This window comes from Rhodovarius crocodyli, assembly GCF_004005855.1.
In the GTDB taxonomy this organism is placed as follows: Bacteria; Pseudomonadota; Alphaproteobacteria; order Acetobacterales; family Acetobacteraceae; genus Rhodovarius; species Rhodovarius crocodyli.
Genome location: NZ_SACL01000007.1, coordinates 121,027 through 144,979, shown reverse-complemented (window position 1 = coordinate 144,979; position 23,953 = coordinate 121,027). Strand labels below are relative to the sequence as shown.

Here is a 23,953-nt window from a genome sequence, read left to right as displayed (position 1 = left end):
ATCAGCGAGACGTGATCCGGAGGGTCACGCCTCGAAGGAGGCAAGGATGAGCGACTTCATCCATGTGTTCGAGCCCGGCCATGCACCGGCACTGCTGCTGCTGCACGGCACGGGCGGCGACGAGCATGACCTGCTGCCGCTGGGGCGGCGGCTGGCGCCGGGGGCGGCGCTGCTCTCCCCGCGCGGGAAGGTTCTGGAACAGGGCATGCCCCGCTTCTTCCGCCGCCTGGCGGAGGGCGTCTTCGACGAGGACGACCTGCGCCGGCGCACGGATGAGCTGGCAGGCTTCGTGACGGAGGCACGGGGGCGCTACGGCATCCCCGCGCCGGTGGCGGTCGGCTTCTCCAACGGGGCCAACATCGCGGCGGCGCTGCTGCTGCGCCACCCGGGGCTGCTGGGCGGCGCCGCGCTGATCCGGGCGATGATGCCCTTCGCGGAGCCGCCCGTGGCGGACCTCTCCGGCACGCCGGTGCTGCTGCTCTCGGGCAGCCAGGACCCGATCGTGCCGGCGGCCAACAGCGCGGCGCTTGCCGGGCTGCTACAGGCCGATGGCGCCGCGGTCACGCATCATGAGCTGCCGGTCGGCCATGGGCTGAGCGGCATGGACATGGCGCTGGCCGGAAAGTGGCTTCAGGCGCTCTCACCGAACCGGTAGCCGACCCCGGGCTCGGTACGGATCAGGCCCGCGGCCTCTCCCAGCTTCTGGCGAAGCTGGCCGATATAGACGCGCAGATACTGCGTGTCCTCGGCATGGGCGGGGCCCCAGACGGCGACCAGCAGCTGCCGCTGGGTCACCACCTTGTCCTGGCCCGCCCGGGCCAGGGCGGCCAGCAGGTCCCATTCGCGCGGGGTCAGGTGCAGGGCCTCGCCATGCACCCGGGCCCGGCGATGGGGCATGTCGATCTCGAGCGGGCCTGCGCGGATGATCTCGGGCGGGGCCTCGGCGCCCGTCGCCCGGCGCAGGGCCGCGCGCAGCCGGGCCAGCAGTTCAGCGAGGGCGAAGGGCTTTTCCACATAGTCATCCGCGCCCGCATCCAGGGCCGCCACCTTCTCGTCCTCACGGTCACGCGCCGAGAGGATGATGACCGGCGCCTGGGAGAAGCCGCGCAGCTTCGGCAGCAGCGCCTTGCCGTCCATGTCAGGCAGGCCGAGGTCCAGCAGCACGGCGCGCGGCGCGCGCTCGGCCGCCATGCGCAGCCCCTCGGCCCCCGTCAGCGCGCGCAGGGGCGCATAGCCCGCAGCCTCCAGCGCGGGGGCCAGGAAGCGATGGATCTGCGGTTCATCATCCACCACCAGGATCTTGGGTGGGGCCAGGTCGGTCATACGGGAAACCTCATGACGATGCGGGTGCCGCGCCCGCCGGGAAAGGCCGGGCTTTCAGCGGTGATCCGCCCGCCCATGGCGGCCACCAGCCCCCGGCAGATCGCCAGGCCCAGCCCGGTGCCGGCGGCGATATGGTCGGTGCGGGACGCCCGGTGGAAGGGGTCGAAGATGCGCGGCAGATCCTCGGCCGGGATGCCGGGGCCCTCATCCTCGACGGCGATGGCGATGTCGTGCCCGTCACGCCAGGCGCGGGCACGCACGGCGCCGTCCGGCCCGGAGAATTTCAGCGCATTGTCCAGCAGGTTGCCCAGCACCTGGTCCAGCAGGGAGGGGTCCAGCGGCACCAGCGGCAGGGCCGCGACCTCACGCGTGATGGGGCGGCCGGTGGTGCGTTGCAGCCGGCCCGCCGCGGCCTCGATGGCGTCCGCGATGTCGGTGGGCTCGCGCTTCGGCACCACCTGCCCGTTCTCGATCCGCACCATGTCCAGGATATTGGCGATGTAGCGGCCGAGGCGGGTCGTCTCCTCCTCGGCGGCCAGAAGCAGGTCGTCGCGCGTGGCCTCCGACAGGGCGGGGCTGGCGCGCAGGGTCTCGATGGCGCCCCGGATCGCCGTCAGCGGCGTGCGCAGGTCATGGCCCAGCGAGGTCAGCAGGGCGCTGCGCAGTTGCTCGGTCTCGGCGCGGGCGGTGCCGCGCGCCTGCTCCTCCATCAGCTGGGCGCGCTCGATCGCCACCGCCGCCTGGTCCAGCAGGCCGGCCAGGGTCCGGTCGCGCTCGCCATCCGGCGCGCGGGGCTGGATGCCGACCAGGCCCACCACCCCATGGGCGGTCCGCATCGGCAAGAAACGCCAGGCGACATCGGGCAGCGTGTCGGTGCCGCGCCCGGTGGGCTTGCCGTGGCGCAGCGCCCAGCGGGCGGCGGCCATCGCACCCTCATCGGGCTGGGCGTCCACCGGGTTGGCGGCGCGGATGACGGGCTCGGGCGCTTCCTCGGGCCCCAGGGGGGGCAGCGGCAGGATGACCACGGCGGGGCCCTCCATGGCGCGCGCCGCCTCCTGCGCCACGGCGGGCAGCAGTTCCGGCAACCCGCCCGGCCCGCCGAGCCGGCGGCTGAACTCCAGCAGGCGGCGAAGGCCGCGCGCCCGGGCCCGGGTGATGCGCATGGACTGCCCGAGCCTGCCCGTGGTGCCCGCCAGCAGCAGCGCCACCAGGGCAAAGACCACGGCCCCCACCACATCCTGCGGCCCCGCGATGACCAGCGTGTAGCGCGGCGGAAGGAACAGGAAGTTCCAGCAGATGAAGGCGAGCCCCGCCGCGAGCAGCCCGTGCCAGGGGCCGAACAGCACGGCCGCCGCCACGATGGGCACCAGATAGACCATGCCCAGCGCCCCCTCGGGCACCGCGCCGTCGGTCGCCACCCCCACCAGCGTGGCCAGCGCCACCAGCAGCGGCACGGAGGCCCAGGAAAGCCAGGGCGGCGCCTGCGGCCCGGCACGGCGCGGCCGCGGCAAGGCTGTCGGGCGCGGCACCAGGTGCAGGGTGAAGTCCTCGGCGCGCCGCGCCATCTGGGCCGACAGCGTGCGGCCCGTCAGCCGCCGCCACAGCGCCGGCCGGCCGCGCCCCATCACCAGATGCGTGGCGTTGCGCGCGCGCGCATGGGCCAGGATGGCGCCCGGCACATCATGGGCCGCGACGGTCTCCACCTCGGCGCCCAGGCTTTCGGCCAGGCGCAGCGCGGCCTCGGGCGGCTCCGCGCCCTCGACATGCAGCGCCAGCAGCGGCGCGCGCAGCGCATCGGCGATGCGCCGGGCATGCCGCACCACGCTCTCGGCCGACGGGTCCGCCCCCACCAACGCCAGCACCCGGTCGCCCGAGGGCCAGGGCCCGCTGACCGCATTGGCGCGCATCCATCCGGTGATGTCGGCATCCACCCGGTCCGCCACGCGGCGCAGCGCCATTTCGCGCAGGGCGGCCAGATTGCCTTCGCGGAAGAAGCTGCGCAGCGCCCGCTGGGCCTGTTCGGGCCGATAGATGCGGCCCTGCTTCAGGCGGTCCAGCAGCTCGGCGGGCGGGATGTCGATCAGCTCCACCGCGTCGGCGCCGGCCAGCACGGCGTCGGGCACCGTCTCGGCCACGCGCACGCCGGTGATGCGCGCGACCGCATCGCCCAGGCTCTCCAGGTGCTGGACGTTCATCGTGGTCCAGACCTCGATGCCGGCCTCGCGCAGTTCCTCGACATCCTGCCAGCGCTTGGGGTGGCGGCTGCCGGGGGCGTTGCTGTGCGCCAGCTCGTCCAGCAGCAGGATGGCGGGGCGGCGGGCCAGCGCCGCGTCCAGGTCGAACTCCTCCAGCACCTGGCCGCGGTGGTGCAGCGCGGCGCGGGGCAGGATGGGCAGGTCCGCGATCTGGGCGATGGTCTCGGCCCGGCCGTGGGTCTCGACGATGCCGATCAGCACATCGTCGCCGCCGGCGGCGCGGCGGCGGGCCTCGGCCAGCATCTCGAAGGTCTTGCCCACGCCCGGGGCGGCGCCGAGGAACACCTTCAGGCGGCCGCGATGCTCCCTGGCCGCCAGGGCCAGCAGCGCGTCGGGATCGGGGCGGGGGGGCTCCGCTTCAGCCATGCGGATGGAGGCGGCGCCCGAAGGCGCCACCCCGCCAGGCGGCCCCGGTCACGCCGGGGCCGTGGGGCGCAGGCGCCCTCGCCTCATCCCTTGTCGGCGGCGAAGACACCGGCGGTGGCCCAGTCGGACTTCTCGATATCGGTCAGGATGATCTGCACGCTCTCGGGCTTGTTGCCGGTGGCCGAGCAGAAGGCCTCGGTCAGCGCCTTGGCGATGGCGCGCTTCTGGTCCTGGGTGCGGCCGGCGAACATGTCGACGCGAATCATGGGCATGGAAATCACCTTTCAGCTTGCGGTGGCGAAGGGTGGCCACCGCCGGCAGCCGCCGTCAACCGGCGGCCCGCTGCCTGGCCCGGCGCAGCCGCCTTTCGCGGCGCGCCATCATGATGGTGAAGCCGGCCAGCAGAATGCCCGTGATCGCGGTGATCATGAGCGGCATGAAAGGGTGCATCTGTCCTTGTCCCGAAGGTGGCATTTCTCAGGAGAACAGGATGGCGCCGGGGGCCGACAAGGCGCCATTCGGATTACCGCCCCCGGGCGTAAGGAATGCGTAAGGGGCGCCTCAGCCCTCGGCCATGATGCCTTCGCTGCGGATGAAGGCGCCCATGCGCTCCCGCTGGGTCGCGAGGTAGGTGGCGAAGGCCTCCGGCCCCTCGGCATGCGGCACCAGCCCCAGCGCCTGGAAGCGGCTGCGCAGGCCCGGGTCCGCCATGGCGGCCTGGGCAGCCTCCGCCACGCGGCGGATGGCCGCGTGCGGCGTGCCCATGGGGGCCGAGATGCCGTGCATGTCCACCATCTCGAAGCCCGGATAACCGCTCTCGGCCACCGTCGGCACATTCTCGAAACCCGGGATGCGCGTGGCGCTGGAGGCCGCGATGGCCACCACCTGGCGGTCCGCGATCAGCGGCGCGGGCACGGCGAGGGTGGAGAAGGTGAACATCGTCTCCCCCGCCAGCAGGGAGGCCATCTGCTGCGCGCCGCCGCGATAGGGCACATGCTGCGCATCCAGCGCGGCGCGGCGCATCAGCAGCGCGCCCGACAGATGCGAGCCCGTGCCGATGCCCGACGAGCCGTAGCTCTCCTTGCCGGGATTGGCGCGCAGATGCGCCACCAGCTTCTGGAGGGTGTCATGCGGGCTGCCCGCCTTCACCATCAGCACGGAAGGCAGCAGCGTGAGCTGCGTGACGGGGGCGAAGGCCGTGGCGTAGTCGAAGCCCAGCCCCCGCATCAGGAAGGCATTGGTGATGGCCCCGCCTGAATCGAGCAGGAAGGTATAGCCGTCCGGGTTGGCGCCGGCGACGGCCGCGGAGGCCACGGCGCCATTGGCCCCGCCCCGGTTCTCGACCACCACGGTCTGGCCGAGCGCACGTTCGATATGCGGGGCGACCAGCCTGCCCAGCACATCGGTGCTGCCGCCTGGCGGAAAGGACACGACGAGGCGAATGGGCCGGTTCGGCCAATCCTGAGCGGTTGCAACGGCCGGCGCGCAGAGCAGCGCGGCCAGCATGGCGCGGCGCGGGTGACGCATGTTTTCCTCCCTAGTCTTTGGGCGCATCATGGCCCCCATGTCCCCGCCCCGTCACGCGGAAAACGACCTGTTCGGCGCCGCACCAGACCCCCAGCAGCCTGCCTCGCGCGGGCATCGCCCCCTCGCGGACCGGCTGCGGCCGCGCAACCTCGATGAGGTGGTGGGCCAGGAATCGCTGCTCGGCCCCGACGGGTCGTTGCGGGCGATGCTGGCGCGCGGCTCCCTGCCCTCCCTCATCCTGTGGGGGCCGCCGGGGGTGGGCAAGACGACCATCGCCCGCCTGCTGGCCGAGGCGGCGGGACTGCATTTCCATGCCATTTCCGCCGTGTTCTCGGGTGTGGCCGACCTCAAGAAAGCCTTCGAGGAAGCATCGCGCCGGCGCGGCCGCACCCTGCTGTTCGTGGATGAGGTGCATCGCTTCAACCGCGCCCAGCAGGACGGCTTCCTGCCCTTCGTCGAGGATGGGACCGTGACCCTGGTGGGCGCCACCACGGAAAACCCCAGCTTCGCGCTGAACGGCGCGCTTCTCTCACGCTGCCAGGTGCTGGTGCTGAACCGGCTGGAGGCCGCGGACCTCGACGCCCTGCTCTCCCGCGCCGAGGATCTGGAGCAGCGCCCCCTGCCCCTGACCACGGAGGCACGTGCCGCCCTTACCGCCATGGCCGATGGCGACGGGCGCTATCTGCTGAACCTGGCCGAGCAGCTGCTGGCCCTGCCGCCCGGCGCGAAGCCGCTGGACGTGCCGCGCCTGCAGGCGCTGCTGGCCAAGCGCGCGGCACTGTATGACAAGGACCGAGAGGAGCATTTCAACCTCATCTCCGCCCTGCACAAATCCATGCGCGGGTCTGACCCCGATGCCGCGCTCTACTGGTTCGCGCGCATGCTGACGGGCGGCGAGGACCCGCGCTACATCGCCCGGCGCCTCAACCGCTTCGCCGCCGAGGATGTCGGCATGGCCGACCCCAGCGCCCTGCCCCTGTCGATCGCGGCGTGGGAAACCTATGAGCGGCTCGGCAGCCCCGAGGGCGAGCTGGCGCTGGCGCAGCTGGTGGTGCATCTGGCCACCGCGCCGAAATCCAACGCCGTCTACAAGGGCTTCGGCGCCGCCATGCGCGCGGCGAAGGAGACGGGCAGCCTGATGCCGCCCAAGCACATCCTGAACGCGCCCACCAAGCTGATGAAGCAGATCGGCTATGGCCGCGACTACGCCTATGACCACGACACGGAGGAAGGCTTCTCGGGCGCCGACTACTTCCCCGAGGCGATGGGCCGGCAACGCTTCTACAACCCCACCGGCCGTGGCTACGAGGCCGAAGTGAAGCGCCGTATCCAGCATTGGGACAAGCTGCGGAGCGAACGGGAATGAACCCTCTCTATGCCGCGCTGGGCGGGGCCATCGGGTCCCTGCTGCGCTACGGTTTTTCCAGCATGCTGAACACCACGGGCTTTCCCTGGGGCACCATGGCGATCAACATCGCCGGCAGCGCCTGCATCGGGCTGTGCGCGGGGCTGGGGCTGGCGGGCGGGCCGCGCGCCTTCCTGGTGGCGGGCGTGCTGGGCGGCTTCACCACCTTCTCGGCCTTCAGCCTGGAAACGGGGCTGCTGTGGGAACGCGACCCGCGCCTGGCCGTGGCCTATGTGCTGGCTTCCGTGGGGCTCGGTCTCACGGCATTCTTCCTGACCTGGAACGCCGTGAGGGGATAACGCCATGAACCAAGAGATCCTGGCGCAGCTGGCGCCTGACGGCGTGCTGCGCGCCGGCATCAACCTGGGCAATTTCCTGCTCGTCACCGGTCGTGGCCCGGCCGGCGAGCCGCAAGGCGTCTCCCCCGACATGGCCGCCTTCATCGCCGGCAAGCTGGGCGTAAAACTGGAACTGGTGCCCTATCCGCGCCCCGCCGCGCTGGCCGACGATGCCGGCAGCGGGAAGTGGGCGATCGGCCTGATCGGCGCCGAGCCGCAGCGCGCCGAGACCATTGCCTTCACCGATGCCTATGCCGAGATCGAGGCCACCTATCTGGTGCCGCCCGGCTCGCCCATCACCGGGCTGGCGCAGGTCGACCAGGCCGGCCACCGCATCGCCGTGGCCGGCGGCGCTGCCTATGACCTGTGGCTGGACCGCAACATCAAGGCCGCCGAGCTGATCCGTGGCCCCAGCATCGACGCGGCCTTCGAGATGTTCCGCGACCGCAAGCTGGAGGTGCTGGCCGGGCTGCGCCCGCGCCTGATCGACGATGCGGCGGCCATCCCCGGGTCGCGCATCCTGGAAGGGCGCTTCATGAGCGTGCAGCAGGCAGTCGGCACGCCGCGCGCCAATGTGGCCGCGGCGGCGTTCCTGGCGGAATGCGTGCTGGAGGCGAAGGCGTCAGGGTTGGTGGCGGAACTGATCGCGAAGCATGGGGTGCAAGGGTTATCGGTAGCGAAGTAGTTTTCATCTTCTTTTTCTGAAGAAAAAGAAGCAAAAAGACTTTTCGAGTTTAGGGGCACCTCAAATCAGCAAAAGTTTTTTGGTTCTTTTTTACAAAAAAGAACATCACCCCTGATCCCTTAAATTCTCCCGCATCGTCTTCCCCTTATAGGCCTTCCGGTAGATCCCCCGCCTTTGCAGTTCTGGCACCAGCATCCTCGCCACATCCTCGAAGGTGCCGGGCCACAGCGTCGGCGGCAGGATGAAGCCGTCGCAGGCGCCGCCCGTGAACCAGTCCTCCATCATGTCCGCCACCTGGGCGGGCGTACCGGCCAGCAGGGCACGCGGGCGCCGCACCGCCTCGGCGAAGCTGATGCCCTTGTCCTTGGCCACCTGCATCATGCGGTCACGATGCCCCTGCACACCCTGGTTGCTGCCGGGGGTGTCCATGGCCTCGGGCGTGTCGATCCTGGAGAGGTCCGCGACCACGGACCAGGAGGAGGAGGCGATTACCAGCTCCGGGTCCACCAGGGATTCCAGATGGGCGGCCTTTTCCCTGGCGATGCTCTCCGTCTCACCCAGCACGAGGGAGACGCTGGGCAGCACGGCGCATTCCGCGCGTGGGCGGCCGATGGCGTCCATGCGGGCGTGCAGGTCGTCGCGGTATGCCTTCGCGTCGGCCTTGGTGGCAGGGGTGCAGAAGATCGCCTCCGCCCAGCGCGCCGCGAATTGCCTGCCACGCGGCGAGGAACCGGCCTGCATCAGCACGGGCCGCACCTGCGGGCTGCGCGGGATGGTCAGCGGGCCCTCGGTCGAGACATAGCGGCCCTTGTAGTTGACGCGATGCACCTTCGTGGGGTCGGCGAAGCGGCCGCTCTCGCGGTCCAGCACCAGCGCCTCGTCCTCCCAGCTGCGCCACAGGCCGTCGCAGGCCTCCAGCACCTCGTCGGCCATGTCGTATCGCTGGTCCTTGGGGGCCAGCCCGTCGAAGCCGCAGTTGCGGGCCTCGAAGTCGCGCCCGGTGGTGACGACGTTCCAGGCGGCGCGCCCGCCGCTCATCAGGTCCAGCGAGGCCAGGTAGCGCGCGATGACATAGGGCGCCATGAAGCTGGTCGAGAGCGTGACGCCCAGGCCCAGATGCTTCGTCGCGCGCGCCATGATCGGCAGCAGCACCATGGGGTCCACCAGCGTCAGCTGCCCGCCGCGGCCGAGGTAATCGTCATAGCCGCCCTTATACAGGTCCGGGATGCCGAGCCCGTCCGCGAAGAAGCAGCCGTCGAACAGCCCGGCCTCCATCGTGCGGGCCATGTGTTCCCAGCGGTCGTAACTGAACAGGTCGTCCAGGGTGGAGGCCGGGTGGCGCCAGCTGCTCGGGTAGCTGGTGTTGGGGCCAGCCTTCAGATAGGCGACGAGGTGCATGTGCGGCATGCCGTGACTTTCGCGCCGATGGCTACCGGGTGCGAGCCCCTGGCGGGCGCTGCCGCAGCGTCAGCCCGGGCAGGACTGCCACCAGACAGATCACCGCGACCGCGAGGAAGGCATCGCGGAAACCCAGCAGCCCGGCCTGGGCCTCGATGATGCGCGTCATGAATTCATAGGCCGCGTCGCGGCGGATCACCTCGGGGATGCCGCCCTGGGTGTAGAGCCCCTCCAGCAAGCGGCGGGTTTCGAGGGCGACGGGGCTGCCCTCCACGCGGCTCCACAGCGCCTCGGCATGGAACTGGCCGCGGCGCTCCATCAGCACCGACAGCAGGTTGGTGCCGAAGGCGCCCCCCAGCATGCGGAAGAAGTTGATGCTGCCCGCCCCCTGCCCCAGCAGATGCGGCGGCAGGGCGCGCATCGCGCCCACATTCATGTTGGGCAGGGTCAGCCCCAGCCCCACGCGCCCGATCAGGATCCAGATGGCCAGCGTCCAGAACGGCGTGTCGGTGCCCACATCGCCGAGCAGCCAGCAGGACAGCGCGAAGCACAGCAGCCCGGCACAGACCGGCTGCCAGGGCGGCAATATGTCCGCCAGCCGCCCCGCGATGAGGAAGATGAGCGCCACCGCGAGGCCCGCCGGCATCAGCACCAGCCCGGCGCGGGTGGGGGTATAGCCCTGCACAATCTGCACCAGCAGCGGCAGCAGGAAGGTGGAGCCGAAGATCGCCGCGCCGTAGATGAAGGCCACCAGCGCCGCCGCCACGAAGCCGCCATGGCGGAACACGGCCAGGTTCATCAGCGGCGCCGGGGCGCGCGCCTGCCAGGCCACGAAGCCGATGGCCGCCACGGCGGCGCCCACCAGCTCGATCACCACATGGTCGGAGTTCCAGCCATGGTGCTGGCCGTCCGTCAGCCCCGCCAGCAGCAGCCCGATGGCCAGCGCCAGCAGCGCGGCCCCCAGCCAGTCGAAGCCCCGCGCGGCGCCCTTGGCCACACGCCCCGGCATGAACAGCATGCCCATCACCAGCCCGAGGATGGAGGTGGGCAGGCAGAGGAAGAACACGGCGTGCCAGCTGAAGGTATCCACCAGCACACCGCCCAGCGTGGGGCCGATGGCGGGCGCCATCACCACGCCGAAGCTGAACATGCCCATGGCGGTGCCGCGTCGCTCGGGCGGGAACACCAGGAAGATGATCTGCATGGACAGCGGCTGCAAAAGCCCCGCCGCCGCCCCCTGCGCCACCCGGCACAGCACCATCAGCCCCGGATCGCTGCCGAGCGCCGCCACGATGGAAGCCGCCACGAACACCGAGATCGACGCCACATAGGTGATGCGGAAACCGAAACGCTCCACCGACCAGGCATTCATCAGCATGAAGCCGGTATTGGCCGCGAGAAAGCCGGTGGAGAGCAGCTGCCCCTCCTCATGCCCCATGCCCAGCGCGCCCATGATGTCGGGCAACGCCACATTCACGATGGTGGAGGACAGGATGCAGGAGACGGTGCCGGTCAGCGCCGTCAACGTCACCAGCCAGCGGAAGGCCCCGCCATAGCGGGCAAACAGCGCCTCGATCGAGGGCCCTTCATTCATCCCGTGCTTCCGCCAATCCTTCCCCGCGAGCCTCCGCCTCGACCCTCGCCATCATGCCCGGGCGCAGCAGCCCGGCGGGGGGCGGCGGGTCGAGGCGCACGCGCAGCGGCAGGCGCTGGGTGATGCGGGTGAAATTGCCGCTGGGGTTGGGGTTGGGCAGCAAGGCGAATTCGCTGGTGGCCGCCTGGATCACGCGGTCGACGCGCCCCTCGAACACCCTGCCCGGCCAGGCGTCGATGGTGACGCGCACCGGCGTGCCGGGGCGGAAGAAGCGCACTTCCGTCTCGCGCACATTGGCCTCGATGCGCACCTCGGCCGGGTCATGCACCAGCATGATGCGCTGGCCGGCCAGCACATATTCGCCCGGGTCCACGAAGATGCGGTCCACCACCCCGTCGAAGGGCATGCGGATGGTGCGGTCCTCGCGCTCGATGCGGGCGCGGTCGCGGGTGGCGGTCAGCTCGCGCTCCTGCGGGGCCAGGGCCTCCAGCTGGCGGGCGATGACCTGCATTTCCTGCCGCGCGGCCTCGGCGGCGGCGAGCTGGGCCTCGGCGTTGCGGATCTCGGCGCCGGCGGAGATCACGCGCTGGCGCGCCTGGTCCAGCCCGGCGCGCAGCTGTTCCAGCCGCTGGCGGGTGCCGGCGCCGGTGGCGTCCAGGCGCTCGGCGCGGGCAAGTTCCGCCTCCGCGAAGCGGCGTTGGGCTTCCTCGGCGGGCAAGGCGGCGCGGGCCGAATCCAGCTTGGCGCGCGCGGCCTGGCCCTGGCTCGCGCTCTGGCGGTCGATCAGCGTCAGCCGGGCCTGCAATTCGGCACGGCGGGCGGCGATGCCGGAGAGCCGGGCCTCCAGCTCCTCCACCGCAAGCGCCGAATCGCGGGCATCCATCTGCACCAGCAGGTCGCCGCGGCCCAGCCTGTCACCGGCGGAACGCGGCAGGTCCTGCACCCAGCCCGGCACGCGGCTGGCCAGCATGATCATGTCGGACGCGACGCGCGCATCGTCCAGCACCACATGGGTGAATTGCCAATGCAGCCAGCGAAGGGAAAAACCGAGGGCGAGAATGGCGACCAACCCCGCGGCCAACAGGCGCGAACGGCGGCGGCCCGGCTTCCTGGCCTGGACAGGGAGATCAGCGGCGGCGGGCCTTGGCGGGCCGATATCCATGGACGCTTCCCGAACCTGGGGGCAAGTCTAGGCCCAGATTGTCGGACAAGACAAACCCATGACAGGAAGATTTCAACCGAGGGGGAGGTAAATCCCCCTCGGCCGTCAGGGTCAGGCGGCCTTGACCAGCCCGCCTTCGTCGGCGAGTGCCCGCAGGTGGAAGTCGGCATTGCCGAACAGCCCGTCATTCACCGTCAGCCGCTTGAAGTAGTGGCCGCAGGCGTATTCCATCGTCATGGCGATGCCGCCATGCAGCTGGATGGATTGCTGGCCCACCAGCCGCGACGCGCGGCCGATCTGCACCTTCACCGCCGCGATGCCGCGCCGGCGCTCATCCGCGTCGCTCTCCTCGGCGGCCTGCACCGCGTAGTAGCTCATGGAGCGTGACTGCTCGATCGCCACCAGCATGTCGGCCGCGCGGTGCTGCAGGGCCTGGAAGCTGCCGATCGGGCGGCCGAACTGCTCACGCGTCTTCATGTAGTCCAGCGTCATGGCATGGGCGACATCCATGCAGCCCACCGCTTCGAAGGAAAGGGCGGCGATGCTCTCGGCCACCACCTTCTCCAGCAGCGGCAGGCCGTTCTCGGCCTCACCCAGGGCGTGCTGCGCGGGGGCGTTCTCCAGGATCACCTCGGCGGCGCGCTGGCCGTCCACGGTGCGGAAGCCACGCACGGTGACACCAGGCGCGCCCGCCTCGACCACGAACAGGCCGATGCCCGCCTTGTCACGCTGGCCGCCGGCCACACGGGCCGAGACGATCAGATGCGTGGCGCTGTCGCCATGGATCACCATGCCCTTGTTGCCGTTCAGCACCCAGCCGGAGCCCGACTTCTTCGCGGTGGTCGCGACATCGAACAGGTCGTAGCGGGACTGGCGTTCCTGCTGCGCGAGGGCGAGGCGCGCCTCGCCGGCCGCGACCTGGGGCACCAGCTCCTGCCGCAGCGCGGCGCTGCCGCCATGGCGCAGGGCGCTGCCGCCGATGACGGCGGTGCTGAACCAGGGCTCCACCACCAGGGACCGGCCGAACTGCTCGGCGATCAGGCAGGTATCGGTCAGGCCCGCGCCGAAGCCGCCGTCTTCCTCGGCGAAGGGCAGGCCCAGCAGGCCCAGCTCCGCGAAGGAGGACCACATCTCCTGGCTCCAGCCGCGCTCACTGGCGATATACGCCTTGCGCTGCTCGAAGCCGTATTTGTCGGAAAGCAGCTTGCGGACGCTGTCCACCAGCAGGCTCTGTTCCTCGGTCAGATCGAAATCCATCTCGGTATCCCCTCAGAGCCCCAGAAACGCTTTGGCCATGATGTTGCGCTGGATCTCGTTGGACCCGCCGTAGATGCTCTGCTTGCGCCAGTTGAAGTAGGTGCCGGCCAGGCCATAGGCCCAGTCGGGGGCCACGTCCCACTCGTTGGTGCCTTCCTCGTCCGGGTCGCCATCGACCCAGGCATAGGGGCCGGCCGCCTTCATCAGCAGTTCCGACACGCCCTGTTGGATCTCGGTGCCCTTGATCTTCAGCACGCTGGTCGCGGGGTTGGGCTTGCCGTCCTTGCGCTTCATGTCCTGCGCGATCACGCGCATGACGGTCATTTCCAGCGCCTTCAGCTCGACCTCGATCTCCGTCATCTGGCGGCGGAACTCGGGGTCGGCCATCAGCGGCTCACCACCGTCCATGGTCTGGGCGGCGATGACCTTCAGGCGGCGGATGCGCTCACGGCTCGCACCCACGCGGGCCTGGCCGAAACGCTCATTGCCGAGCAGGAACTTGGCGCAGTCCCAGCCCTTGTTCTCCTCGCCCACCAGGTTCTCGGCCGGCACGCGGACATTGTCGAAGAACACCTCGTTCACCTCATGCCCGCCCTCGATCGTGATGATCGGGCGGACGGTGATGCCGGGCGTCTTCATGTCGCACAGGATGAAGCTGATGCCTTCCTGCTTCTTGGCCGTCGGGTTGGTGCGGGCCAGCACGAAGATCCAATCGGCATGCTGGGCCAGCGTCGTCCAGGTCTTCTGGCCGTTGATCACCCACTCATTGCCCTCACGGACGGCCTTGGTCTTGAGGCCCGCGAGGTCGGAGCCGGCGCCGGGCTCGGAGAAGCCCTGGCACCACCAGTCGTCCAGGTTGGCCATGCGCGGCAGGAAGCGCTTCTTCTGCTCCTCGGTGCCGAACTGGATCACCACCGGGCCGCACATGTTCACGTTGAAGCCGAGCGGCGACGGCGCGGGGGCCATCTGCAGCTCCTCGCGGAAGATGTAGCGCTGGGCGGCGGTCCAGCCGGGGCCGCCCCATTCCACCGGCCATTCCGGCACGGCCCAGCCGCGCTTGTTCAGGATCTTCTGCCACTCCACCACCATCGCCTTGGTGGGGCCCTTGCCCTCGATCAGGTGCTGGCGGGTGGCGGCGGGCAGGTTGGCGTCGATGAAGTCGCGCACTTCCTGGCGGAAGGCGAGTTCCTCGGCGGAAAAGTTCAAATCCATCTTGGGTCGTCTCCTCAGGCGGCCTTGCGCACGCCGAGGCCGGCGAAAGTGCCGCCCTCCGCCGCCAGTTGTTCGATCAGCGCCGCGGGCTTCAGGTTCGCGTCGCCCGTCTGCTCGGCATACAGCGCCAGCTTGTCGCGCACGGCCTTCAGGCCCATGCGGTCCGCCCAGAACATCGGACCGCCGCGCCAGGCGGGCCAGCCGAAGCCGTTGCAGAACACCACGTCGATATCGACGGCGCGATAGGCCACGCCTTCCTCCAGGATACGCGCGCCCTCATTCACCATCGGCAGCAGCAGGCGCTCCAGGATCTCCTGGTCCTCGATCTTGCGGCGGCGCACCTGCATCTTCTCGGCCACGTCGAGGATGATCGCCTCGACTTCCGGGTCCACGAGGCGCGTGCGCTTCTCGTCATACATGTACCAGCCCTTGCCGGTCTTCTGGCCGAAGCGCCCGCGCGCCACCACCGCATCCGCGATGGGGGCGACCGTGCCGCGCGCCTTGCGCACGGCGGCCCCGATGTCGAGACCCGCGAGGTCACCGGTCGCGAGCGGGCCCATGGCCATGCCATAGGTCTCCATCACGCGGTCGATATCCTGCGGCAGGCAGCCTTCCAGCAGCAGCTTCTCGACCTGGGGCGTGCGCTTGCCGGTCATGCGGTTGCCGACGAAGCCGTCGCAATTGCCGACCAGGACGGGCAGCTTGCCGATGCGCTTGCCCACATCGGTGGCCGTGGCGATGGCTGCCGCATTGGTCTTGGCGCCGCGCACATTCTCCAGCAGGCGCATCACATTGGCCGGCGAGAAGAAGTGCATGCCGATCACCAGCTCCGGCCGCGAGGTGGCCGAGGCGATCTGGTCGATGTCGAGCGTGGAGGTGTTGGTGGCCAGCACCACGCCGGGCCGGGCGATCTTGTCCAGCTTGGCGAAGATCTCCTTCTTCACGTCCATGTTCTCGAACACCGCCTCGATCACGAGGTCGGCGTCCTTGACCACGTTCAGGTCGATGGAGCCCTTCAGGCAGGCGCGGCGCTTCTCATACTCGGCCTGGGACAGGCGGCCGGACTTCACCGTGCGCTCCCAATTCGCCTCGCAGCGGGCCAGCCCCTTGTCGAGGGCTTCCTGGGTGGTCTCCACGATGGTCACGGGGATGCCGTTATTCGCGAAGTTCATCGCGATGCCGCCGCCCATGGTGCCGCCGCCGATCACCACGGCATTCTTCACCGGCAGGGGCTGGGTGCCCTCGGGCAGGTCGGGAATGCGCTGGGCCTCGCGCTCACCGAAGAAGACGTGGCGCAGCGCGAAGCTCTGCTCGCCCTCGACCAGGCGCTGGAACTGCTGGCGCTCGACCACCAGGCCGTCGTCGAAGCTCTCGGTCACGGCGGCGCGCACGGCCGCGGCGCAGCCCTTGGGGCTTTCCTGGCCGCGGCTGCGCTTCAGCAGGGCGGCGGCCGCGGCGTCGAAGGCCGCGAGGTCGGTGCCCTCGATCTTGTCCTTCCGGTTGCGCGCCAGGGTGAACTTCCTGCCGGACTTGGCGGCATCGCGTGCCCAGACGATGGCGGCCTTCTCCAGGTCGCCCTCCAGCACGGCATCCACGAAGCCGAGCTTCACGGCCTCCTCGGCCTTCACCGGGTCACCGCCGACGATCAGCTTCAGCGCGGCCTCGGCGCCGATCAGGCGCGGCAGGCGCTGGGTGCCGCCGGCGCCGGGCACGAAGCCGCGCTTCACCTCGGGCAGGCCCACCTGGGCACCCGGAGAGGCCACGCGGGCATGGCAGACGAGCGCCAGTTCCAGCCCGCCGCCCAGCGCGCTGCCGTGAATGGCGGCGACGACGGGCACGGGGCTGTTCTCGATGGCGTCGAACACCTCGGGCAGGCTGGGGGGCTGGCGGGGCTTGTTGAACTCCGTCATCTCGGCGCCGGCGGAATACATCCGCCCCTTGCCGATGATCACGATGGCGCGCGCGCCTTCCTTCAGGCTGCGCTTGATGCCGTCCAGCAGCCCCTGGCGGACGGCCGTGCGCAGCGTGTTGACCGGCGGATTGGCGATGCGCAGCACATGCACATCCCCGTCGAAGGCGTGTTCGACATATTGCGCGTCATCCATTGGCGCTTTCCTTCCCATGCGGGTCTTGCCCTTTGGCCGCATTGCAGGCCGCCAGGGAAAACCTGTCAACATCGATGGAAGGACGCTAGCCCGACCGGTCGGTAGGGACAAGGGAGGGGGTGAGGCCGCAGGGCGGCCCCCTGCCCGCCCTAGCGGCGGGACGACATCGCCGCCTGCGCCCGCCCGAAGCCGCTCATGGAAAGGTTCAGCGTGACCGGCTGGCGGGCGGCGTCCTGCAGCACCATCCGCGCGCCCGGCGGCTCAGACCGCAGCTGCGCGAGCGCCGCATCGGGCAGTTCCGCCATGGCGAAGCAGCCGGCCGCCAGGCAGCGCTGATAGGCCAGGGTGAAGCTCTGGCCCGCCGCCTCCACCCGGATGCCCGCCGGCAAATGCACGTTCAGCGGCACATGGGCCATCAGCAGCAGCGGCCCGGCATTGTGCAGCCGGCCCACGATCAGCTGGGCCTGCGGGCGCCCCTCCGCGTTGTTCAGCACGGTCGCCAGTTCGCATTGCCGCTGCGGGCGGCTTTCGCAGCGCAGCGCCCAATCGCCGTAGTTGGCCTGGGTCCGCTCCTGCGCCAGGGCGGGACCGGCCAGCAACAGGAAGGCGGGAAGGATCAGTCGATTGAACATGAAAATGGCGCCCTCCGTATCGAAGGGCGCCATCCTGCCACGGAAACGGGGGGCTTGGCGCCCCCCGCCGATCACGGCACCGCGCCGAGCGACTGGTTCACCAGCGCACGGGCGCGGTTGAGGTTCACCGCCGCGCGGGCTTCCTCCATCTGCGCTTCCTGCTGCAGCTGGCGCACGCGGAACAGCTCGAAGGCGCCGGTCTCGCCGCTGCGGAAGGCGCGGCGGGCTATGCCCTCCTGCTCATTGGCCACCGAGAGGCGCTGGCGGGCGATGCGCAGGTTGGTCTCGGAGGCACGCAGCGCCGCCTCGGCATAGCGCACCCCCGCCTCCAGCAGGCGCTGGGACTGGGCGAGCTCGGCGCTGGCGCGCGTCACCTCGCTCTGGGCCTCCGCCCGGCGGGGCAGGTTGCGCTGCTCGCTGGCGAAGGGCAGGCGGAAGCGCAGGCCGATCGAGGTGTTGTCATTCGCCCCGAAACCGCCCTCATAACGGGTGAAGACGCCGATTTCCGGGTTCTCACGCGGGGTGGCGGCCACCAGCCGGGCACGGGCCTGGGCGGCCTCCAGCGCCGCGCGGGCCGCGGCCAGCTGCGGGTGGCCCTGCAGCCGGTTGCGCGGCAGCGCGTCCTCGGTGGGCAGAACCGGGCGCAGGCCGCCGGTCAGGGTGGCGTATTCGGCCTCCAGCTGGTCGGCGCGGGCATCGGCCTGGGCATAGGCCAGCTCGGCGGCGAGCGTCTCGTTCTGGGCCAGCAGCGCCTCGGTGGGCGGCACGTCGCCCAGCTCGGAACGCCGGCGCAGGTCGCGGGTGATGTCGCGGCTGGTGGCCAGCCGGTCGCGGGCCACCCCGGCCTCACGACGGGCCAGCACCGCGTCCCACAGCGCGTTGCGCAGGGAACCCGCCACGGCCAGGCGGCGGGCCAGCACGCGCCCCTCCAGCGCCAGCACATCGGCGTTCACGCTCTCGCTCAGCGCCGCGCGCTGGCCGGGCAGCCAGATCGGCGCGGCCAGATCCACCTCGATCTCGCGCGAGGGCTGGCCGTTATTGCCGCCGCGCCGGGTGCCGCTCATCGCGATGCCCGACACCGACGCCGGCCCCGCGAAGGTGCCGCGCGGCACGATGCCGCGCGCGACCGCGGCCTCACGCTGGGCCAGCAGGCCGCGCAGATCCGCGTCCAGGTCCAGCGCGGCCGCCACATGGCCGGCCAGGTTGCCCTGGACGATGGGGGTGCGGCCGGCCGCCTGGCCCTGCGCCTGGGCGGGCCCCGCCCCCAGCAGCAGCGCCGCCAGCACCGCGACCGTGGTGGTCGTGGCCTTGGCCGGCACCGGGCCGTGGGTCACGTGCTCCTCCGGGTTCGCCTCGCCGGCCGCCACGCGGCTGCGGGGCAGCGCGAAGCGCTCATACAGGATGGGCAGCAGCAGCAGCGTCAGGGCTGTGGCCGTGACCAGCCCGCCGATGACCACGATGGCCAGCGGCTTCTGGATCTCGCTGCCGGGGCCCGTGGCGAACAGGAAGGGCACCAGCGCGAAGGCCGCGATCGAGGCCGTCAGCATCACGGGGGTCATGCGGCGTTTCGCTCCTTCACGGACAGCCTCGGAAAGGGTGAGCCCTTCCTCGGCGATCAGCCGGTTGATGGTGCTGACCAGCACCACGCCGTTCAGCACCGCGATGCCGATCAGCGTCAGGAAGCCCACCGAGGCGGGCACGGAGATGAACTGCCCGGACAGGTACAGCGCGATGATCCCGCCGATGAGCGCGAAGGGCACATTGCAGAACACCAGCGCCGCCTGCCGGCCGGAGTTGAAGGTGAGGTAGAGCAGCAGGAAGATCACGCCGAGCGCGATCGGCACCACCACCGCCAACCGGGCGGAGGCGCGCTGCTGGTTCTCGAACTGACCGCCCCAGACCAGGGAGTAGCCCTGCGGCATCTGCACACGCTGGGCCACCGCGGCCTTCGCGTCGTCCACGAAGCCCACCAGGTCGCGGCCGCTGACGTTGGACAGCACGGTGGACAGACGCTGCACCTCCTCGCGGCGCACCTCGATGGGGCCTTCCTCCTCTCGCACCTGGGCGATCTGGGTCAGCGGCACGGTGCCGCCGCCCGGCAGCGCGATGGGCACGGCGGCGAGCGCCGCCACGGTGCGGCGGTCCGCCGCCTCGCCACGGATCTGCACGGGGATGCGCATCTCGCCTTCCAGCACGATGCCCACCTGCCGGCCGTCCACCCACACGCGCAGCGCGTCCTGCACATCGGCGGCATTCAGGCCGAGGCGGCCGAGCGCGAGCCGGTCAAGGTCGATGGTCAGGTACTTCATGCCGTCGTTGCGCAGGGCGAAGACGTCGCTGGAACCGGGCACACTGCGGATGGCCTCCGCCACCTCGCGGCCGATGCGGTTCAGCTCGTCCAGGTCGGGACCGAACACCTTCACCACCACGTCGCCGCGCGCGCCGATGATCATTTCCTGCACGCGCATGTCGATGGGCTGCGCGAAGGAGAAGGTAATGCCCGGCACATTGTCGAGCACGAGGCGCAGCTGCTCCATCAGCCATGCGGTGCCGCCGCGCTGGCCCTCGGGGCGCCACTGGTCCTGCGGCTTCAGCTGCAGGAACATGTCGCTGTCGTTCAGGCCCACGGGGTCGATGCCCAGCTCGTCGGCGCCCGCGCGGCCCATGATGCCCACGATCTCGGGCACGCGGGTCATCAGCTCCTGCTGGATGCGGCGCATCGTCTCGCCGCTGTCGTCCACGCCGATGGTCGGGTGGCTGCGGATGGTGATGACCGGGTTGCCCTCATCCATGGTGGGCATGAAGGTGCTGCCCAGCCGCCCGAAAGCGAGGTAGGCGCAGACCACGCCCACCGCGACGACGCCCGCGATGGCCAGCGGCCGCTTCAGCGCCCATTCCAGCGCCGGGTCGTAGCCCTTGTGCAGCTTGCGGACGAGCCAGGGCTCCTCCGTGCTGCCCTTCTTGAGCATGTAGACGCTCATCACCGGCACCACCGTGATGGCCAGCAGCAGCGCCGCGATCAGGGCGAAGGCGATGGTCAGCGCCACCGGGCCGAACAGCCGCCCCTCGACACCCTGCAGGGACAGCAGCGGCACGAAGACGGTCACGATGATCATGACGCCGGAGACCAGCGGCACCATCACCTCGCGCACCGCCTCGTTCACCACGGCCAGCCTGGCGCGGAGGTCGGTCTTGCCGTGATGGTGGTTCAGCTTGTGGGCCACGTTCTCGACGACCACCACGCCGCAATCCACCAGCAGGCCGATGGCGATGGCTAGGCCGCCGAGCGACATGATGTTCGCCGTCAGCCCGTACCATTTCATGATGCCGAAGGTGCCCAGCACCGCGAGCGGCAGCATCAGGCTGACCACCATGGCCGCGCGCATGTTGCCCAGGAACAGCACAAGCAGCACCACCACCAGCACGATGGCTTCCAGCAGCACCTTCTGCACCGTCCAGACCGCCTTGCCGATCAGCTCGGAGCGGTCATAGAAGAAGTGGATGTGCACGCCCTCGGGCAGCCGGGCCTGGATCTCGGGCAGGCGCGCACGCACGCCCGTCACGACCGAGGCCGCGTTGGCGCCCTGCAGGCCCAGCACCGTGCCCCACACCGCCTCGCCCTGGCCGTTGCGGGCCACGACGCCGTTGCGGGCCAGCGAACCGAAGCGGACATCCGCGATGTCACCCACCCGGACCACCTGGCCGTTGCGCGCCACCACCACGATGCCGCGCACGTCGTCCAGGCTGCGGATACGGCCCTCGGCGCGCACCAGCAGCGCCTCCTCACCGTCGGAAAGCCGCCCCGCGCCGTCATTGCGGTTGTTGCGCTCCAGCGCTTCCTCAAGCTGCTTGGTGGTGATGCCGCGGGCCGCCATGGCGGCGCCGCTCGGCACGACCTCATAGGTACGGACATAGCCGCCCATGGTGTTCACATCGGCCACGCCCGGCACGCCGCGCAGGATCGGACGGATCGTCCAGTCCATCAGGGTGCGCGCTTCCGTGACGGTCAGGTTGTCGCCTTCGAGCGTGAACATCAGCATCTCGCCCAGCGCCGTGACGACCGGCGCCAGCCCGCCATCCACCCCATCTGGCAGCGAGTTCTCGACCTGGTTCAGCCGCTCATTCACCTGGGCACGCGCCCAGAACACGTCGGTGCCGGGTTGGAACTGGAAGGTCATGAGCGTGACGGCATAGCGCGTGACGGAGCGGATGGATTCCAGCCCCGGAATGCCGCGCATCGCGAGCTCGATGGGGGTGGTCACCCGCGCCTCCAGCTCCTCCGGCGTCAGGCCCGGGGCACGCATGGAGACGAGCACCTGCGGCGGCGACACGTCGGGGAAGGCATCGATGGACAGGTTGCGATAGGAGTTGGCACCCCACACCGCGATGGCGATGGCGGCAAGCACCACCAGCAGGCGCTGGCGGAGCGCCAGTTCAACCAGGCGAAGCAGCATGGATCAGGACTCTTCCGACTGCGCGAGTTCCGAGAGCAGGGACAGCACGCCCCGCACCGCGATGCGCTCCTGGCCGGTGAATTCCGCGCGGATGGAAGTGACCTGCGCGGTCTCGTTCAGCACCGTGACGGGGCGGGCGTAGAAGCCCTCGCCGTTGCGCACGAACACCCAGCTGCGGTCGCGGTGGCGGATGACGGCACCGGCCGGCACACGCCACTGCCCGCCGCTGCCCTCACGCGCCAGCTGCACCATGGCGGTCAATGCCTGGCCCGGGCGCAGCAGCTCGGTGTTCTCCGTGATCTCGGCCACCGCGATGACGGACTGGGTGGCGGCATCGGCGCTGCGGCCGATCATGATGATGTTGCCCTCGGCCCCCGGGTTGGGCAGCAGGACGCGGTTGTTGATGCGCATGGCATTGGCGCGCGCGATCGGCACCTGGATGTTGACCCACAGCGGCGACAGGTCCGCCACCGTGATGATGGCCGCCGATGCCGCGATGCGCTCACCGGTCGTGGCCTGGCGCGTCAGCACGATGCCGCTGATGGGGGCCGTGACGGTCAGCGCGGGGGAGATCCGCCGGGTGCGGCGCAGCTCGTCGATGGCTTCCTGGGACATGCCGACCAGCGCCAGCGCCTGGGCGCGTTCCTCCAGCGCCGCGGAGGCGCCGGCGGCCTCGGCGCGGGTGACCAGCAGGCGGCGCTCGGCGATCACGCGCTCACGGAACAGGGTCTCGTCGCGGCGCAGCGATTCGGCCGCAAGCGCCCCGGCCGTCACGGCCTGCAGGTACAGGCGCTGGGCCTCCACCAGCTCGGGGCTGCGGATGCGGGCGATGGGCTGGCCCTCGTTCACGCGTTCGTCGGGGCCGACCAGCAGCGCCTCGATCAGGCCGTTGGCCGGGGCCGCGACCACGCGCAGCTGCAACGGCGGCACCACGACCTGGCCGGGCAGCACGATCTCGGCCTGGCCGCCCTCGGCCTCCGGCGACGCCAGCTCGATCCCGGCCGGCCTCAGCTGCCGCTCCTCCATCGGGATCAGGATCTCCCGTGGGCCCTGGGCCATGACGGCGCCGGGGAAAAGGAAAACGGTGCAGGCCAGCAGGCTGGCGCGCAGGGCTTGGTTCATTCGTGCTCGTCCTCAGAGGGCGTCCCGGCGCCCGTGCGCCAGGCCGCCAAGCGGCTGCCAGCTGAACAGGCCCCCGCGTTGGACTTGCACGGGAAGCCGCCTTGGGGCGGTCGTAGGCGCCGGCTGACACATTACTAATGGTTCATCTGACGGAAAGGTCAAGATTGCAGTGCAGCATGGCAGGGCTTTTCGCGCCGCCCGCCCTGCCCTAACCCTGTGGCCCACGCAGAGCAGGAGCCCCCCATGATCGTTCTCATCACCGGCGCCACGGCCGGTTTCGGCCAGGCCATCGCACGGGTCTTCGTGGCCGAGGGCGCGCGCGTGATCGCCACCGGCCGCCGCAAGGAAAGGCTGGATGCGCTGGTGGCGGAGCTCGGCGCGGACAAGGTGCTGCCCCTGGCCTTCGATGTGACCGACCGCGCGGCCACCCTGTCCGCCATCGAATCGATCCCGGCCGAATGGGCCGCCGTGGATGTGCTGGTGAACAATGCCGGCCTGGCCCTGGGGCTGGAAATGGCCCAGGCCGCCAATCTGGATGACTGGGACCAGATGGTGGACACCAACATCAAGGGCCTGCTGACCATGACCCGCGCCATGCTGCCCGGCATGATCGCGCGCGGCCGCGGCCACATCATCAACATCGGCAGCACGGCGGGCGATTACGCCTATCCGGGCGGCAACACCTATGGCGCCACCAAGGCCTTCGTGAAGCAGTTCAGCCTGAACCTGCGCGCGGACCTGTTCGGCACGCCCATCCGCGTGACCAATGTGGAGCCCGGCCTGGTGGGCGGGACGGAGTTCAGCAACATCCGCTTCAAGGGCGACGACGCCAAGGCGGCCGGCGTGTATGAGGACGCCAACGCCCTGACGCCCGAGGACATTGCCGAGACGGTGCGCTGGACGGCCATGCTGCCCGCCCGCGTGAACATCAATTTCGTCCAGGTGATGCCCGTGACGCAGAGCTTCGCCGGGCTGAAAGTGCATAAAGGCTGAACGGACGGGGGGCACCCGCCCCCCAGATGACAGCACATTCAGCCATTTGACACTTGCATTGCGCGGAAAACGGTTCAGATAGCGTTCAGCTGCCGTTCAGTTTCGGTTCAGCTGGACCACCCTTG

The 23,953-nt window shown here is 70.4% G+C and carries 18 protein-coding genes; 5 read left to right on the top strand and 13 right to left on the bottom strand.

What is annotated here, in order from left to right:
* Nucleotides 1-46 precede the first annotated feature (46 nt).
* On the top strand, nt 47-655 hold the full coding sequence (locus tag EOD42_RS18695) for an alpha/beta hydrolase (protein ID WP_127789098.1): 609 nt from the start codon (nt 47-49) through the stop codon (nt 653-655).
* Here the strand turns inward: EOD42_RS18695 and EOD42_RS18690 are convergent.
* From EOD42_RS18690 to EOD42_RS18675, 4 genes are all read right to left on the bottom strand, one after another.
* Nucleotides 631-1,323, bottom strand: coding sequence for a response regulator (locus EOD42_RS18690; RefSeq protein WP_127789097.1), 693 nt, complete (start codon nt 1,321-1,323; stop codon nt 631-633). The two genes, EOD42_RS18695 and EOD42_RS18690, sit on opposite strands and share 25 nt — an antisense overlap.
* Nucleotides 1,320-3,944: a sensor histidine kinase gene (locus EOD42_RS18685; RefSeq protein WP_127789096.1), complete on the bottom strand. Its 2,625-nt coding sequence runs from the start codon at nt 3,942-3,944 to the stop codon at nt 1,320-1,322. Before EOD42_RS18685 ends, EOD42_RS18690 begins: the two co-directional genes overlap by 4 nt.
* A gap of 83 nt (nt 3,945-4,027) precedes the next feature.
* The gene (locus EOD42_RS18680) at nt 4,028-4,216 is read right to left on the bottom strand and encodes a 2-hydroxymuconate tautomerase (protein ID WP_127789095.1); all 189 of its coding nucleotides are present in this window, start codon (nt 4,214-4,216) and stop codon (nt 4,028-4,030) included.
* A gap of 289 nt (nt 4,217-4,505) precedes the next feature.
* Entirely contained in the window at nt 4,506-5,471 is a 966-nt protein-coding gene (locus tag EOD42_RS18675) for a Bug family tripartite tricarboxylate transporter substrate binding protein (RefSeq protein ID WP_164868013.1), read from the bottom strand.
* A 28-nt stretch (nt 5,472-5,499) separates the two neighbouring features.
* Here EOD42_RS18675 and EOD42_RS18670 point away from each other — a divergent pair, with 28 nt between their 5' ends.
* Genes EOD42_RS18670 through EOD42_RS18660 form a run of 3 tightly spaced genes read left to right on the top strand, consistent with a single transcriptional unit; the run spans nt 5,500 to nt 7,899 of the window.
* Nucleotides 5,500-6,837, top strand: a complete 1,338-nt coding sequence (locus tag EOD42_RS18670; protein ID WP_127789093.1) for a replication-associated recombination protein A — start codon at nt 5,500-5,502, stop codon at nt 6,835-6,837.
* The gene (locus EOD42_RS18665; protein WP_127789092.1) at nt 6,834-7,175 is read left to right on the top strand and encodes a fluoride efflux transporter FluC; all 342 of its coding nucleotides are present in this window, start codon (nt 6,834-6,836) and stop codon (nt 7,173-7,175) included. Before EOD42_RS18670 ends, EOD42_RS18665 begins: the two co-directional genes overlap by 4 nt.
* 4 nt (nt 7,176-7,179) lie before the next feature.
* On the top strand, nt 7,180-7,899 hold the full coding sequence (locus tag EOD42_RS18660) for a transporter substrate-binding domain-containing protein (RefSeq protein ID WP_127789091.1): 720 nt from the start codon (nt 7,180-7,182) through the stop codon (nt 7,897-7,899).
* A 105-nt stretch (nt 7,900-8,004) separates the two neighbouring features.
* Here EOD42_RS18660 and EOD42_RS18655 read toward each other — a convergent pair whose 3' ends face one another.
* From EOD42_RS18655 to EOD42_RS18615, 9 genes are all read right to left on the bottom strand, one after another.
* Complete coding sequence (locus EOD42_RS18655; RefSeq protein ID WP_127789090.1) at nt 8,005-9,306, bottom strand: NtaA/DmoA family FMN-dependent monooxygenase; 1,302 nt, start codon at nt 9,304-9,306, stop codon at nt 8,005-8,007.
* Between the two features lie 22 nt (nt 9,307-9,328).
* Nucleotides 9,329-10,891 carry an MDR family MFS transporter gene (locus EOD42_RS18650; protein WP_127789089.1) on the bottom strand — a complete coding sequence of 521 codons (1,563 nt, stop codon included), beginning with the start codon at nt 10,889-10,891 and terminating at the stop codon, nt 9,329-9,331.
* Nucleotides 10,884-12,053: an HlyD family secretion protein gene (locus EOD42_RS18645; RefSeq protein WP_127789088.1), complete on the bottom strand. Its 1,170-nt coding sequence runs from the start codon at nt 12,051-12,053 to the stop codon at nt 10,884-10,886. The genes EOD42_RS18650 and EOD42_RS18645 overlap by 8 nt, the downstream gene beginning before the upstream one ends.
* Nucleotides 12,054-12,164: 111 nt before the next feature.
* Nucleotides 12,165-13,310: an acyl-CoA dehydrogenase family protein gene (locus tag EOD42_RS18640; RefSeq protein WP_127789087.1), complete on the bottom strand. Its 1,146-nt coding sequence runs from the start codon at nt 13,308-13,310 to the stop codon at nt 12,165-12,167.
* 12 nt (nt 13,311-13,322) lie between these two features.
* Entirely contained in the window at nt 13,323-14,522 is a 1,200-nt protein-coding gene (locus tag EOD42_RS18635) for an acyl-CoA dehydrogenase family protein (RefSeq protein WP_127789086.1), read from the bottom strand.
* Between the two features lie 14 nt (nt 14,523-14,536).
* Nucleotides 14,537-16,627 carry a 3-hydroxyacyl-CoA dehydrogenase NAD-binding domain-containing protein gene (locus EOD42_RS18630; RefSeq protein WP_127789085.1) on the bottom strand — a complete coding sequence of 697 codons (2,091 nt, stop codon included), beginning with the start codon at nt 16,625-16,627 and terminating at the stop codon, nt 14,537-14,539.
* 149 nt (nt 16,628-16,776) lie between these two features.
* Nucleotides 16,777-17,259, bottom strand: a complete 483-nt coding sequence (locus EOD42_RS18625; protein ID WP_164868012.1) for an invasion associated locus B family protein — start codon at nt 17,257-17,259, stop codon at nt 16,777-16,779.
* A 71-nt stretch (nt 17,260-17,330) separates the two neighbouring features.
* Nucleotides 17,331-21,713 carry a CusA/CzcA family heavy metal efflux RND transporter gene (locus EOD42_RS18620; protein ID WP_127789083.1) on the bottom strand — a complete coding sequence of 1,461 codons (4,383 nt, stop codon included), beginning with the start codon at nt 21,711-21,713 and terminating at the stop codon, nt 17,331-17,333.
* Nucleotides 21,714-21,716: 3 nt separating this feature from the next.
* On the bottom strand, nt 21,717-22,835 hold the full coding sequence (locus tag EOD42_RS18615) for an efflux RND transporter periplasmic adaptor subunit (protein WP_127789082.1): 1,119 nt from the start codon (nt 22,833-22,835) through the stop codon (nt 21,717-21,719).
* Between the two features lie 243 nt (nt 22,836-23,078).
* Between EOD42_RS18615 and EOD42_RS18610 the strand changes: the two genes are divergently transcribed.
* Nucleotides 23,079-23,828 (top strand): SDR family NAD(P)-dependent oxidoreductase, encoded by a 750-nt coding sequence (locus tag EOD42_RS18610; RefSeq protein WP_127789081.1) that lies wholly within the window; start codon nt 23,079-23,081, stop codon nt 23,826-23,828.
* Nucleotides 23,829-23,953: the final 125 nt, after the last annotated feature.